Source organism: Streptomyces sp. NPDC002701 (genome assembly GCF_042889045.1).
Classification (GTDB): domain Bacteria; phylum Actinomycetota; class Actinomycetes; order Streptomycetales; family Streptomycetaceae; genus Streptomyces.
On the sequence record NZ_JBIAQL010000018.1, the window covers coordinates 40,163 to 53,954 of the forward strand.

Genomic DNA, 13,792 nt, shown 5'->3' on the forward strand with positions numbered 1-13,792 from the left:
GCCGTACTACTGGGGGTGCGTCACGAGCAGAGCGAGCCGGCGCAGGAGCTGCAGCTCCCCGCCGCCGGGTCGTCGATGACCCCGGCCTGTGATGCGTCCTCGATGCCCTGCAGGCCCAGGACCGCCTCCGCGGAGTGCGCCTCGACCTCGGGCTCCTCCTGGGACTGCGCGTCCTCGACGACCTCTTCGGGGGTGGGTTCGATGTCCTCGGCCATGGTGATCCTCCGATGGGTTCCACGGACCGGACGGCGATCGCCGCCCGGCCCCACCGAAGCTAGGCGGGGCCCATTCGGGATCGGTGAACCACCGGTATGCAAGCGGTATGTACGCCCGGGAACGGACCCGGGCCCGGGGCGCCACGTCCCTTGATCCACTGCGGAAGATCACCGACAGCTGCCAGGCCCCGGTGTCGGAGCAAGGGGCGAAAATTTCTGACGCCGGTCCAGGAGCCGAGGGGGTCAAGCATCCCGGAGAAGCGGTCGGTCGGATGGCGGTGTCGTCCGTGCGGGTGTCCCGGCCGGCGGCGAGTCGTGGTGTGACCTGGTCGTTCCACGGGATGCCGCGTGTCGGTCCGCGGAGGGGTGCTTCGCAATGTTTCGGGAGCCGGGGCGACTCATGCGGAAAGTATTGACGTCGTTCAGCGGCTCCCTATCATTCAGAATGCTCGATAGGTCGACCTTTGTTCGGTATCGCGAACAGATTGCAGTCGTTTCGTCGCGCGGCAGGGCGTCTTCGAGGCGTGCCGGGCCGCATCCCTTGGACGCCGAGCCGTAGGGAGCTCGCCGTATGCGTATGTCATGGACTCATCAAAAAGACCGTTCACTCGAGGTTGGGGGAGTCCCCATGTACAGAGGAAGTTCTCGCCGCGGGCGTCCGTCCGCGGTGCTCGCCGCCGTGGTCGCTGCCCTCGCCGCGTTGGCGGCGATGCTCGTCGCCGTCCCGGCTCAGGCGGCCGACAGCGGCGCCCTGCGCGGTGTCGGTTCGAACCGGTGCCTCGATGTGCCGGGTGCCGTCCGGACCGACGGCACGTATCTGCAGATCCACGACTGCTGGGGCGGGGCCAATCAGCAGTGGACGTCGACGGACGCCGACCAGCTGACCGTGTACGGCGACAAGTGCCTGGACGTTCCCGGTCACGCCACCGCGGCCGGTACCCGGGTGCAGATCTGGACCTGTTCCGGCGGTGCGAACCAGCAGTGGCGGGTGAACTCCGACGGCACGGTCGTCGGAGTGGAGTCCGGGCTGTGCCTGGAGGCCGCGGGCGCCGGTACGGCCAACGGCACGGCGGTGCAGCTGGGGACGTGCAACGGCGGCAGCGGCCAGAAGTGGACCGGCCTGTCCGGGACGCCGCCGACGGGCGGCGCGTGTGCGCTGCCGTCGACGTACCGGTGGACGTCGACGGGTGTGCTGGCACAGCCCGCGAACGGATGGGCCGCGGTGAAGGACTTCACCACCGTGACCCACAACGGCAGGCACCTGGTCTACGCGTCGAACTTCTCCGGATCGTCGTACGGCTCGATGATGTTCAGCCCGTTCACGAACTGGTCGGACATGGCGTCGGCCGGCCAGACCGGGATGAACCAGGCCGCCGTGGCGCCAACGCTGTTCTACTTCGCGCCCAAGAACATCTGGGTGCTGGCGTACCAGTGGGGCGCGTGGCCCTTCATCTACCGCACGTCGAGCGACCCGACCAATCCCAACGGCTGGTCCGCTCCGCAGCCGCTGTTCACCGGGAGCATCTCCGGCTCCGACACCGGCCCGATCGACCAGACCCTGATCGCCGACGGCCAGAACATGTACCTGTTCTTCGCCGGTGACAACGGCAAGATCTACCGGGCGAGCATGCCGATCGGGAACTTCCCGGGCAACTTCGGCTCGTCGTACACGACGATCATGAGTGACACGCGGGCCAACCTCTTCGAGGGCGTACAGGTCTACAAGGTCCAGGGCCAGAACCAGTACCTCATGATCGTCGAGGCGATGGGCGCGAACGGGCGCTACTTCCGCTCCTTCACGGCCTCCAGCCTGAGCGGCTCGTGGACCCCGCAGGCCGCCAGTGAGAGCAACCCCTTCGCGGGCAGGGCCAACAGCGGTGCCACCTGGACCAACGACATCAGCCACGGTGACCTGGTCCGCAACAACCCCGACCAGACCATGACCATCGACCCCTGCAACCTGCAGTTCCTCTACCAGGGCAAGGACCCGAACGCGGGCGGCGAGTACAACCGGCTGCCGTGGCGGCCGGGCGTCCTCACCCTGCGGCGCTGACCGTCGCACGGGCTGGTGCGCAGCACGCTCACCAGCCCGTCAGCAGCAGGTGGTTGAGAAGCAGGCTCAGGGCCGCCTGAGCCGTCAGCCAGACGCGGGGACGGTCGAGGAAGGTGCCCGCCGCGAGCAGCCACATCGCGAACGGCAGCCAGATCCGTTCCGTCTCCGCCTTGCTCATCCCGGACAGGTCCGCGGTGAGCAGCATGAGCAGGGCCGCGCACAGCAGCAGCCCCAGGCGGCGCTCGGCGGCGCCGGACGAGCACCACCGGACGAGAGAGGCGCCCGTACGGCGAAGACCCGCCACCGTCGCCGGTCCCACGACGAGGACGGTGCAGGCGAGGTTGGCCCACACCCAGTAGCCGTACGGGCGGAAGCCGCCGGCGCCCTGGTGATAGCGCTCGACCAACAGGTGGTACGCCTCCCACCAGTTGAAGCCCGCCAGGGTGAACGCCGCCGGGACGACGGCGAGTCCGGCGAGCACGTAGGGCAGCACCGGCAACCGCCGGAAGCCGAGCAGCAGGACGGCGGCGGCCATCACGGCGAAGAGGGTGAGGCCGTACGACAGGTAGCCGGTGAGACCGAAGAGGAGTCCCGCGGCGAAGCCGGTGGCCCGCGGTCGGTGGTCCGTCACCGCGAGGGCGAGGAACGCCACGGCCCAGGCGGCGACCGCCGCGAAGTAACCGTCCGCCGACGTGCCGGTCCACACCGCGGCCGGGGCCAGGACGAGGAACGGGGCGGCGCGGCGGGCGAGGTCCTCGCTCGTGAGCGTACGCACGGTGACGAGGACCGCCGCCGCCGTGGTCGCTCCGACGACGATGACGAAGACGCCCGCCCAGGCTCCGCCGCCCAGACCGATCCGGTCGAGGAGAACGAACGTGAGGGTGGCCCCCGGAGGATGGCCGGCGACGTGCGCGGGCCAGTGCTCGGGGGAGCCGATCAGGATGTGGCGGGTGAAGTCCCGCAGCGTGTGCGGGATGTCGTCGAAGCGGTCGATGACCTGGAGGTACTCGTACCTGGTCGTCAGCCGGCGGGTGATCCCGCGGTGCGGGCCGTCGATGAGGGCGAGGGAGAAGGTCCAGGCCGTGCCGGTGGCCCAGGAGGTCCACAGCAAGGGGCGCCAGGGCAGCCGGGCGGCGAGCCGCGGGCCGTACGTCACGACGACGACGGCGACGGTGATCGCGGCGGGGGTGCCGGGACCGGTGTGGGGCAGCCAGTTGGCGTACAGGGGTGGCCAGCCGACGTGCAGGACGTCCTCGGCGCGCTTGATGGCGATGCCGGTCAGCGCGGCCGTCACGACGAGCAGGGCGGCGGCGGCGACGGCGTACAGGTCGCGGCGGAGATCGCGGTTCACGCTCGGAGACGTTAGGCCGGAGCGGGGCCGGTGGATCGTCGACGGGCGCGGACGTCAGCCTTTCGTCATGAGTGCGTCGTGCGTGCGTCGCGCGTGCGTCCTGAGTGCGTCCTGAGTGGCGCACCGTCTCACCGGGTGCCGCTCCGGGGCCGGCGCCCGACGTGACCGGACCGGTGTCGTACGCCGCCCGCGACCCGGGCCTGGCGCCGGTGAACGGCGAGCCCGCCACCGCGTCCGGGCCGCTCCCGCCGGTGCGGCCGCCGCTGACCGGCGGGCCGGCTGTGGAGCGCTACCGGTCCGCCCCCACGCTGTCGGCGCGTGGCTTCCCCGGCCGCCGGCCGCCGATCACGGCCCTGCTGTCCGTCGGTTCGGCGCTGCCACCGGTGCTGCCACCGGCGGTGCGGCTGCGCAGGGCGACGAAGGAGCGCCCGTCCGCCGTCCACCGTTCGGCGGCGTGCCAGCCGAGCGGGCGGGCGTGCCGGAGCAGCGCCGGGGTGCCGAGCCGGGCCCAGCGGAACGCCGCCCCTGTTCCCCGGCCGGCCTCGGTGCCGCTCACGAGGCGGACCTCGGCACGCTCGTCCACGTCCACGGGGACCGTCTCGGCGATCAACAGGCCGCCGGGGCGCAGCAGTTCGGCCATTCGGCCCAGAAGAGCGGACGGGGTGCCGCCGATGCCGAGGTTGCCGTCGAGGAGCAGAGCGGTGTCCCAGCGGCCCTCGCCGGGCAGCGGGTCGAACACCGAACGGGTGAGGGCCTGGCCGCCGAGCCGCAGGGTGTGGGCGACGGCGGCCCGGCTGACGTCGATGCCCAGCACGGGCCGCCCTCGCGCGGCGAGTTCCGCGACCAGCCGCCCCGGCCCGCACCCCACGTCCAGGACGGCTCCCTCGCACCGCCCCAGGACCTGAAGGTCCACCGCGTCGGCGCGGGCGCACCAGCGCTCCACCTCCAGGGGCAGCAGCCAGCCGTCGTGACGGCGCAGGAAGAGCGGTCCCCGGCCGGTGCGCAGGGCGTCGGCGTACGGGTCTGCCGTCCAGGACCGCCCGTTGGCCTCCTGCCGGGTGGTCTGCCGTGCGACGGTCGGCCGTGCGGCGGCTTCCCGCGCCGGGGCCTCCCGACCTATGGTCTCCCGCCCCAAGCCTTCCCGTCCCAAGGTTTCCCGCCCCATGGTCTCCCGCCCCGAGGCTTCCCGTCGCGCGTCGCTCATCGGGTGCCCACCGCCCGCAGCCGGGCCAGTTCCGCCGCGAACAGGCTGTGCGGCGCGAGCGCGGCCACGGCCTCGGCGTCGTCGGCCGTGTCGACGTCCCTCAGGAGCGGCAGGTCGCGGACCCGTAGACCCGCGGCGACGAGCCGGCCGCGCTGCACGGCGCCGGTGGCGGACGTCGACATGGGCACTCCGCGCAGGAGTGCGGGGTCCGGTTCGGCCAGGCCCAGGGCCCAGAAGCCGCCGTCCTCGGCTCCGCCGAAGTACGCGTCGCATCCGGCGAAGTCCACGGTCAGCAGGTCCGGGGTGACCTGCGGGGTGTCCATGCCGATGAGCAGGGCCGGGCCGTCGCAGCCGGCGAAGGCCGCGGCGAGCCGCCGGTCCAGCCCGCCCCCTCGCTGCGGTACGACGTCGAAGCCGGGCGGCAGCCACGGGCCGGGCTCTCCGTCGAGCACCAGCACGCGGCGGCGCGCGGGCGCCGCCGCCACCGCCCGCAGGGTGTCCACGAGGGCGGCCTCGGCGAGGGCCGCCGCCGACTCGGCGTCGAAGGGCGGCGTGAGCCGGGTCTTCACCCGCCCCGGCCTGGGTTCCTTGGCGATGACGAGGAGAGTGGTCACCGGCGTACTCCACCCGCCGTCGTGGGGGCCACCGGTTCGCGCAGGACGCGGCGCATGTCCCGTACCGCCTGCCAGGTGCCCCGCCATGTGCCGGTCACCTTGGAGCTGCCGACGCGCGGCAGATACGGCACGTCGTGCTCGGTGACGCGCCAGCCCGCGTCGGCGGCGCGCACCACCATCTGCAGGGGATAGCCGCTGCGCGCGTCGGTCAGCCCGAGCGCGAGAAGCGGTTCGCGGCGGGCGGCGCGCAGTGGGCCCAGGTCGTGCAGGCGCAGCCCGGTGCGGCGGCGCAGCATCCGGGCGAGCGCCAGATTGCCGGCCCGGGCGTGCGTGGGCCAGGTGCCCCGGCCCTGCGGGCGCCTCCTGCCGAGCACCAGATCGGCCCGGCCGTCCGCCACCTCGCGGACGAAGGGGACGAGGAGCGACGGGTCGAGTGAGGCGTCGCAGTCGCAGAAGCACACGATGTCGGCCTCGGCGGCGGTCAGTCCCGCCCGGCAGGCCGCGCCGAAGCCGCGGCGCGGTTCATGGATCACGCTCGCGCCGAGTTCGCGGGCGACGTCCGCCGAACCGTCGGTCGAGCCGTTGTCCACGACCAGCGCGCGCCATCCGGCCGGGATCCTGGCCAGCACCCAGGGCAGGGCTCCGGCCTCGTCCAGGCAGGGGAGCACGACGTCGACGTCCGGAGGAGGGGGAGAGGTAGTCACGGCTTTCACCCTACGAGGGCAAAAGTCACATAACAGACTTCGCGTCCTTACGAAACGCGGACGTCAGGGGACCTGGCACGGTACGGGCGGACCGGACGCCGGGTGAGGTGCGAGGCTGACGGCATGCAACAGCAACCCAGTGGGCCGGCGGCGGCGCGCGTTCTGGTGGTGGAGGACGATCCCACGGTCGCCGAGGTCGTCGCCGGATACCTCGACCGTGCCGGGTACGCCGTGGCCCGTGCCGGGGACGGACCTGCCGCGCTGGCCCGGGCCGCCGAGCACTGGCCCGACCTGGTCGTGCTGGACCTGATGCTGCCCGGCATGGACGGCCTGGAGGTGTGCCGTCTGCTGCGGACGCGCGGACCGGTGCCGGTCATCATGCTCACCGCGCGCGGCGACGAGGACGACCGCATCCTGGGACTGGAAGTGGGCGCCGACGACTATGTGACCAAGCCGTTCAGCCCGCGCGAACTCGTCCTGCGCGTCGAGTCCGTGCTGCGCCGCGCGCGGCCCGCCCCGGACACCCGTCTCCTGCGCCTGGCCGGTCTCTCACTGGACCCGGCAGCGCGTCGCGCCACCCGCGACGGTACCGAACTCGCCCTGACCCTGCGTGAGTTCGACCTCCTCGTCTTCTTCCTGCGCAACCCGGGCCGCGCCCACAGCCGCACGGACCTGATGCGCGAGGTGTGGGGCTGGGACTTCGGCGACCTGTCCACGGTGACCGTCCATGTCCGCCGCCTGCGCGGCAAGATCGAGGACGATCCGGCGCGGCCCCGGCTGATCCAGACGGTCTGGGGCGTCGGCTACCGCTTCGACCCCGGCCAGACGCCGGCCGACGGGGACGAAGGGTCTGCCCGGCCCGACCGGCGGGACAGCGAGGACTGACGACGCACGCCGCCCTCGCTCATGCGCACGCCCCCGCCCTGCGTACGCCGCCCCCCGCGATGCGCACGCCGCCCCGCGATGCGGACGCCGCCCTTCCACGCCCCGCGCCGCCCGCCACGATCCGCCCGCCGCCCGCCACGATCCGCCCGCCGCCCGCCACGATCCGCCCGCCGGCCTCGCCGATGCGCACGCCGCCCTTCCACGATCCCCGCGCCCGCCGCGATCCGCCCGCCGTCCGCCACGATCCGCACGCCGGCCTCCACGACCCGGCACCATCGGACCGAGGGGCCCTATGCGCCCCGCATCGGCATCCGCATCCCGGAACGCGCGAACTCCCGCATCCCCGCCGCGAAGCCGACCTCCGGCAGCCAGCCGAGCTCCGCCCGCAGCCGGGACGAGTCGGCGGTGATGTGCCGGACGTCCCCCAGGCGGTACTCCCCGGTGACGACGGGCGCGGGCCCGCCGTACGCGGCGGCCAGCGCCTCCGCCATCTCCCCGACAGTGTGCGGCTCACCGCTGCCGGTGTTGTACGCGGTCAGCGTCCCCGGCGCCGCGTCCGCCTCCAGCGCCGCCGCGTTGGCCGCCGCCACATCCCGTACGTGCACGAAGTCCCGCCGTTGCCGGCCGTCCTCGAACACGCGCGGAGCCTCCCCGCGCGCAAGCGCCGACCGGAAGAAGGAGGCCACCCCGGCGTACGGGGTGTCCTGGGGCATCCGGGGCCCGTACACGTTGTGGTACCGCAGCGACAGCGCCGTCCCGCCCGTCACGCGCGCCCACGCCGCGGCCAGATGTTCCTGGGCGAGCTTGGTGGTGGCGTACACATTGCGCGGGTCGGCCGGCGAGTCCTCGCCGGCGAGCCCGGGCGACAACGCGGCCCCGCACACCGGGCACCGCGGCTCGAAGCGCCCGGCCGCCAGATCGGCCGCGTCCCGCGGTCCGGGCCGCACCACCCCGTGCCGCCCGCACTCGTACCGTCCCTCCCCGTACACGACCATCGACCCCGCCAGCACCAGCCGCCGCACGCCCGCCTCGGCCATCGCGGCGAGCAGCACGGCCGTCCCCAGGTCGTTGCGGGAGACGTACTCCGGGGCGTCGGCGAACCCCGTGCCGAGACCGACCATCGCCGCCTGGTGGCACACGGCGTCCACGCCGTCCAGCGCACGGGCGACCGACTCCCGGTCCCGTACGTCCGCGCCGGTGTCCGCCGCCACGTCGAACACGACGGGCTCGTGCCCGCGCTCCGCCAGCACGTCGACGACATGGGACCCGATGAACCCGGCACCGCCGGTGACCAGTACACGCATACGGCTCACGCTAGGGCCGCACACCCGCGGCGCCCAGGACCACGCCGGGTACGTCACGTTGTCGTAAGACGACGGCCCGGCGGCCGGCCCGCCCGGCCGCTCGTTCGCCCCGGCGTGCGGGTCGGAGTGCGGGTCGGCGTCGAGACGTAAGGATTTCGTCATCGCCCGGCGCGACCGCGCGCTCCCACTCTCCGGTGAACTGGGTGACGACAGGACCGGCGGAACGAGGAGAGGGACGGTATGCGGCGCGTGCGGAGGGGACCGCTGGCCATCGGCCTGGTGGTGGCGTTGGTCGTGGGAGTGGGGGCGGGGCTGTACTGGTTCCAGCCGTGGAAGCTCTGGCAGGACGAGACGGTGACGGAATCCCTGCCCGGCGCCGTCGTGGACGCCTCGCGGACCCCGGGACCGGACCGCGGGACGTCCTCCGCACCGTCGGCGCCGGCCGGACCCGTGACCCTGGCCACCGGTGAGCTGATCAGCCACGAGCACACGACGTCGGGCACCGTGAAACTCGTACGGCTCGCCGACGGCACGCACGTGGTCCGGCTGGTGGGGCTCGACACCAGCAACGGCCCGGACCTGCGCGTGTGGCTGACCGACGCCCCGGTGCGGGAGGGCCGGGCCGGCTGGCACGTCTTCGACGACGGCGCGTACGTCAGCCTCGGCAGGCTCAAGGGCAACAAGGGGAGCCAGAACTACTTCCTGCCGAAGGACGTCGAACCCTCCCGGTACACCAGCGTCACCATCTGGTGCGACCGCTTCGACGTCTCCTTCGGCGCCGCCGAACTCGCCGACGCCTGACCGTTCCTCACACCCGGTGCTCCTCACACCCGAGGGGACACCCGGCCGTTCGTCGCCGGCTGTCCCCTCGTACACGTTCTCGTACGCGTCGTTCCCCGGGGCGCGTGGCGGCCCGGTCAGGCGTCGATGATGACGGGGATGATCAGCGGCCGGCGGCGGTGGGTGCGGAAGGCCCAGTTGGCCACGGCACGGGCGATGAGCTGTTCCAGCTGGTGGGGGTCGCCGACGCCTTCCTCGGCGGCGGTGGCGAGCGTCTTCTCGATGACGGGGACGACCGGCTCGAAGGTGGTGTCGTCGTGGACGAAGCCGCGAGCCAGGAAGTCGGGGGCCTCGGCCAGTCCGCCGGTGTCGGCGTCGACGATGGCCACGACCGTGATGACGCCCTCCTGAGCGAGGGTGACACGGTCCTTGAGGGACGCCTCGGTGGCGCCGCCGACCTCCATGCCGTCCACGTAGACGTTGCCTGCGGGCACCTTGCCGGTGATCGACGCGCGGCCGTTCACCAGGTCGACGACCACCCCGTCCTCGGCGATGACGACCCGGTCGGGGTCGACGCCGGTGCGGATGGCGAGGTCGGCGTTGGCCCGCAGATGACGGAACTCGCCGTGCACGGGCATGACGTTGCGGGGGCGGACGATGTTGTAGCAGTAGACGAGTTCCCCGGCGCTGGCGTGGCCGGAGACGTGCACCTTCGCGTTGCCCTTGTGGACGACGTTGGCGCCCCACCGGGTCAGGCCGTTGATCACCCGGTAGATGGCGTTCTCGTTGCCGGGGATGAGGGAACTGGCGAGCAGGACGGTGTCGCCCTTGCCGACGCGGATCGCGTGGTCGCGGTTGGCCATCCGGGACAGGGCCGCCATCGGTTCGCCCTGCGATCCCGTGCACACCAGGGTGATCTGGTGAGCGGGGAGCTTCTCCAGCTCCTTGACGTTCACGATCAGGTTGGACGGGACCTTGAGGTAGCCCAGATCGCGGGCGATGCCCATGTTGCGGACCATGGAGCGGCCCACGAAGGCCACCTTGCGGCCATGCTGGTGGGCGGCGTCCAGGACCTGCTGGATGCGGTGCACGTGGCTGGCGAAGCTGGAGACGATGACCCGGCGCGGAGCGGTGCGCATCACCTGTTCGATCGCGGGGTTCAGTTCGCGTTCGGAGGTGGTGAAGCCGGGGACCTCGGCGTTGGTGGAGTCGGTGAGGAACAGGTCCACGCCCTCCTCACCGAGGCGGGCGAAGGCGCGCAGATCGGTGATGCGGTCGTCCAGGGGGAACTGGTCCATCTTGAAGTCACCGGTGTGCAGCACCATGCCGGCTCCGGTGCGCAGGGCCACCGCGAGGCTGTCCGGGATGGAGTGGTTCACGGCCACGAACTCGCAGTCGAAGGGACCGAAGCGGCGCCGGTCGCCCTCGCGCACGCGCACCGCGCGGGGCCTGATCGCGTGCTCCTTGAGCTTGGCGTCGAGGAAGGCGAGGGTCAGCTTCGAGCCGACGACGGGGATGTCCGCCCGCTCTCGCAGGAGATAGGGCACGCCCCCGATGTGGTCCTCGTGGCCGTGGGTGAGGACGATGGCGACGATGTCGTCGAGGCGGTCCCGGATGGAGGTGAAGTCGGGCAGGATCACGTCCACGCCCGGCTGGGTCTCCTCCGGGAACAGCACACCGCAGTCCACGATCAGCAGCTTGCCCGCATGCTCGAACACGGTCATGTTGCGGCCGATCTCACCCAGGCCACCCAGGGCCGTGACCCGCAGCCCTCCGTCGGGGAGCGGTGGGGCGGCTTTGAGTTCTGGGTGCGGATGGCTCATACCCTCACATTATCGAAGAGTGGGCCGTGCTGATCCACTGCCCACACGGTTGGGCGCCGGACGCGGTGCGTCGCGGGCCCCGGCACGGCCGCCCGGCTTCGTCCGGTGACCGCCGTGGTCCGTCGTGGTCCGCCGGCGTGCGGCCCGCCCTGAAGGGCGGGACAGTGGGGAGCGTCGTCCCATGTCGGGACCCCGGCCGAGGGGAGCGTGCGGAGCGTGGCGAAGGGCAAGAAGCTCAAGAAGGGTGACAAGGTCTCCTGGAGCAGTCATGGGCAGACCGTCCCCGGCAAGGTGAAGAAGAAGGTCACGGGGCGTGCCGAGGTGGCGGGACGGACCGTCGACGCCTCGAAGGACGAACCGCAGTACGAGGTCGAGAGCGACAAGTCCGGCCGCAGCGCCGTCCACAGGCCCGAGTCGCTGCGCAAGAAGGGCAGCGGCTCGTGACCGCGAGGAGCGACACGAGCCGCGAGGACACGATCAGGGAGTTCGGCGACGCCGTCAACATGACGCCGGGCGGCCTCAAGAAGTGGCTGGACACGGACGACTCGAAGAGCGTCGGCCAGTCGGACGGCGACGGGGAGAGCGTCGGGCACGCCTCGGGGCGCCGCATCGTCGAACTGCTGGAGAAGAAGAAGGCCGACCTGACGGACGACGACGTCGCCCACATGCGGAAGGTCGTCGGTTACGTGCACCGGCACCTCAAGCAGCAGCCCTCCGGCGACGTCACGGACACCCGGTGGCGCTACTCCCTCATGAACTGGGGCCACGACCCGAAGAAGTGACGGGGCGGCGCGGGGTGGCGCGCGGCGTGGCGCGGGCGTGGCGCGGGGCCGTCCTTGCCCGGTCCGGTCCGGTCCGGGTCAGCGGTCACGCCGTACCCGCAGCGCCGCGACGGCGCCCAGGGCCGCGCCCACAGCGAGGACGGCCAGCCCTCGCAGCCAGACCTCGCCCTCGATCTGGGTCGCCAGCACCACGCAGGACACCGCTCCGAGGACGGGTACGACGACCGGCGCCCGGAAGTGGTCGCGGGTGGTCTCCTCGCGGCGCAGCACGAGGACAGCGGTGTTGACGAGGAAGAAGACCACGAGGAGGAGCAGGACCAGCGTCGAGGCGAGGGTGGCCACGTCGCCGGTCAGCGCCAGCAGCAGCGAGAGGGCCGTGGTCGCCGCGATCGCGGCCCAGGGCGTGCGCCGGCCGGGCAGGACCCTGGTCAGGAAGCCCGGCAGCAGGCCGTCCCGTGCCATGCCGTAGGCCAGGCGCGACGACATGATGCCGGTGAGCAGGGCGCCGTTGGCGACCGCGACCAGGGCGATGGCGCTGAACAGTTCGGTGGGCACGCCGCCGGCCGCGCGGACGACCTCGAGGAGCGGCCCGCTGGACTCGGCCAGCTTCCCGGTCGGCACAGCCGCCGCGGCGGCGGCACCGACCAGGACGTACACCGCGCCGGCGGTGATCAGGGCACCGAAGAGCGCCCTGGGGTACGCGCGCCGGGGATCGCGGGTCTCCTCCGCCACGTTCACGGACGTCTCGAACCCTACGAACGAGTAGTACGCGAGCACCGCGCCGCTGAGCACGGCCGCGGTGGGCCCCTTCTCCGCCGTGCCGAGATCCGTCAGACGTCCCAGGTCCCCGTCGCCGCGCAGCACGATCCAGGCACCAAGTCCGATGACCAGCAGCAGCCCGCTCACCTCGATCACGGTGGCGACGGTGTTGGCCCGCGTCGACTCGCTGATGCCCCGCGCGTTCAGCAGCGCCAGCGCGGCCAGGAAGACGATCGTGACGAGCACGACGGGGAGCGTGACGAACTCCGACAGGTAGTCGCCGCCGAACCCGCGGGCCAGGGCGCCCACCGACACGACGCCGGCGGCGAGCATGCAGAAACCGGCGAGGAAGCCGGTGAAGGGCCCGTAGGCCAGCGTCGCGTAGTGCGACGCGCCGCCCGCGCGCGGGTACTTCGTGACCAGCTCGGCGTACGAGGCGGCCGTCAGCAGTGCCAGGCACAGTGCGGCGAGGAGGGGGACCCACACGGCGCCGCCGGCATCGGCCGCGACCTGGCCGACCAGGACGTACACGCCCGCGCCGAGGACGTCACCGAGGATGAAGAAATAGAGCAGCGGGGCCGTGAGGACCTTCTTGAGCGCCGGTTGCGCCGGAGTGTCCGAGGGTCGGGGCGGCGTGTCATGGGGAGTGTGCACGAGGTGCCGTATACCCGGTGAAGTGTCCGGCAGGCGAGGAATCATCCGGATGCTTGCGTCGTGCCTCCGGCGGTGGTGCAGGGGGTGCGGGGTGGTGTGCGCGGGCTGTGACGTGCGACGACGCGTTCCGGGCCGTGACGCCGGACCCAGGCGGGGCGACGGCGACCGGCTGGCGCGCGCACGCTCCGGGGAGCGGCGCGGCCGGCCGGCGCCTGCGCCTTCGGAGGGTGACGGCGGCCGGGCGCCGCCCACAGCCTCCGGAGAGTGGCGCGACGGGGCGGCGCCTGCGCCTTTCGGTGGGTGGCATGGTCGGCGGCGCGCGCACCCTGCGGAGGTGGCTGGCGTGGTCGGCGGCGCGCGCACCCTCTGGAGGGTGGCTGGCGTGGTCGGGTGGCGGCCGTGCCTTTCGAGGGTGGCGTGGTCGGGTGGCGCCTGCGCTTTTCGGTGGGTGGTGCGACCGGGCGGCGCGCGCACCCTCTGGAGGGTGGCTGACGTGGTCGGGTGGTGCCCGCGCCGTTCGGACGATGGGCGTGGTCGGGTGGCGCCTGCGCTTTTCGGTGGGTGGTGCGACCGGGCGGCGCGCGCACCCTCTGGAGGGTGGCTGACGTGGTCCGGTGGTGCCCGCGCCGTTCGGACGATGGGCGTGGTCGGGTGGTGCCCCGCA

At 72.7% G+C, this 13,792-nt stretch carries 14 protein-coding genes; 5 read left to right on the plus strand and 9 right to left on the minus strand.

All coding sequences use genetic code 11. The features are described 5' to 3' along the window. Positions 1 to 20: 20 nt before the first annotated feature. Complete coding sequence (locus tag ACFYXC_RS32535; protein ID WP_388908201.1) at positions 21 to 215, minus strand: hypothetical protein; 195 nt, start codon at positions 213 to 215, stop codon at positions 21 to 23. 628 nt (positions 216 to 843) lie between these two features. Here ACFYXC_RS32535 and ACFYXC_RS32540 point away from each other — a divergent pair. Beyond that, the gene (locus ACFYXC_RS32540; RefSeq protein ID WP_389555702.1) at positions 844 to 2,268 is read left to right on the plus strand and encodes a non-reducing end alpha-L-arabinofuranosidase family hydrolase; all 1,425 of its coding nucleotides are present in this window, start codon (positions 844 to 846) and stop codon (positions 2,266 to 2,268) included. A 28-nt stretch (positions 2,269 to 2,296) separates the two neighbouring features. On the opposite strand, the gene ACFYXC_RS32545 is transcribed toward ACFYXC_RS32540, so the two are convergent. The 4 genes from ACFYXC_RS32545 to ACFYXC_RS32560 form a co-directional block, all read right to left on the minus strand. Further along, positions 2,297 to 3,619, minus strand: coding sequence for a hypothetical protein (locus ACFYXC_RS32545; protein ID WP_389555703.1), 1,323 nt, complete (start codon positions 3,617 to 3,619; stop codon positions 2,297 to 2,299). Between the two features lie 289 nt (positions 3,620 to 3,908). Beyond that, complete coding sequence (locus tag ACFYXC_RS32550) at positions 3,909 to 4,823, minus strand: class I SAM-dependent methyltransferase (protein ID WP_389555705.1); 915 nt, start codon at positions 4,821 to 4,823, stop codon at positions 3,909 to 3,911. Further along, positions 4,820 to 5,437 carry a DUF2064 domain-containing protein gene (locus ACFYXC_RS32555; RefSeq protein ID WP_389555707.1) on the minus strand — a complete coding sequence of 206 codons (618 nt, stop codon included), beginning with the start codon at positions 5,435 to 5,437 and terminating at the stop codon, positions 4,820 to 4,822. Before ACFYXC_RS32555 ends, ACFYXC_RS32550 begins: the two co-directional genes overlap by 4 nt. After that, a complete protein-coding gene (locus tag ACFYXC_RS32560; protein WP_389555708.1) occupies positions 5,434 to 6,150 on the minus strand; it encodes a glycosyltransferase family 2 protein in 717 nt (238 codons plus the stop codon). The genes ACFYXC_RS32555 and ACFYXC_RS32560 overlap by 4 nt, the downstream gene beginning before the upstream one ends. Before the next feature lie 114 nt (positions 6,151 to 6,264). Here ACFYXC_RS32560 and ACFYXC_RS32565 point away from each other — a divergent pair, with 114 nt between their 5' ends. Next, positions 6,265 to 7,026 carry a response regulator transcription factor gene (locus tag ACFYXC_RS32565; protein ID WP_389555709.1) on the plus strand — a complete coding sequence of 254 codons (762 nt, stop codon included), beginning with the start codon at positions 6,265 to 6,267 and terminating at the stop codon, positions 7,024 to 7,026. 19 nt (positions 7,027 to 7,045) lie between these two features. Here the strand turns inward: ACFYXC_RS32565 and ACFYXC_RS32570 are convergent, their stop codons facing one another. Both ACFYXC_RS32570 and ACFYXC_RS32575 read right to left on the minus strand, forming a co-directional pair. Further along, complete coding sequence (locus ACFYXC_RS32570) at positions 7,046 to 7,216, minus strand: hypothetical protein (protein ID WP_389555711.1); 171 nt, start codon at positions 7,214 to 7,216, stop codon at positions 7,046 to 7,048. Between the two features lie 100 nt (positions 7,217 to 7,316). Next, on the minus strand, positions 7,317 to 8,330 hold the full coding sequence (locus ACFYXC_RS32575; protein ID WP_389555712.1) for an NAD-dependent epimerase/dehydratase family protein: 1,014 nt from the start codon (positions 8,328 to 8,330) through the stop codon (positions 7,317 to 7,319). Between the two features lie 240 nt (positions 8,331 to 8,570). Between ACFYXC_RS32575 and ACFYXC_RS32580 the strand changes: the two genes are divergently transcribed. Then, entirely contained in the window at positions 8,571 to 9,131 is a 561-nt protein-coding gene (locus ACFYXC_RS32580) for a DM13 domain-containing protein (protein WP_389555714.1), read from the plus strand. Between the two features lie 116 nt (positions 9,132 to 9,247). On the opposite strand, the gene ACFYXC_RS32585 is transcribed toward ACFYXC_RS32580, so the two are convergent. Continuing rightward, positions 9,248 to 10,933: a ribonuclease J gene (locus ACFYXC_RS32585; protein WP_389555716.1), complete on the minus strand. Its 1,686-nt coding sequence runs from the start codon at positions 10,931 to 10,933 to the stop codon at positions 9,248 to 9,250. Between the two features lie 216 nt (positions 10,934 to 11,149). Between ACFYXC_RS32585 and ACFYXC_RS32590 the strand changes: the two genes are divergently transcribed. Continuing rightward, positions 11,150 to 11,377: a DUF2945 domain-containing protein gene (locus tag ACFYXC_RS32590; protein ID WP_388908183.1), complete on the plus strand. Its 228-nt coding sequence runs from the start codon at positions 11,150 to 11,152 to the stop codon at positions 11,375 to 11,377. Further along, positions 11,374 to 11,715, plus strand: coding sequence for a DUF3140 domain-containing protein (locus ACFYXC_RS32595; protein WP_389555718.1), 342 nt, complete (start codon positions 11,374 to 11,376; stop codon positions 11,713 to 11,715). The genes ACFYXC_RS32590 and ACFYXC_RS32595 overlap by 4 nt, the downstream gene beginning before the upstream one ends. Positions 11,716 to 11,793: 78 nt before the next feature. Here ACFYXC_RS32595 and ACFYXC_RS32600 read toward each other — a convergent pair whose 3' ends face one another. Then, positions 11,794 to 13,128: an APC family permease gene (locus ACFYXC_RS32600; protein ID WP_389555719.1), complete on the minus strand. Its 1,335-nt coding sequence runs from the start codon at positions 13,126 to 13,128 to the stop codon at positions 11,794 to 11,796. Positions 13,129 to 13,792: the final 664 nt, after the last annotated feature.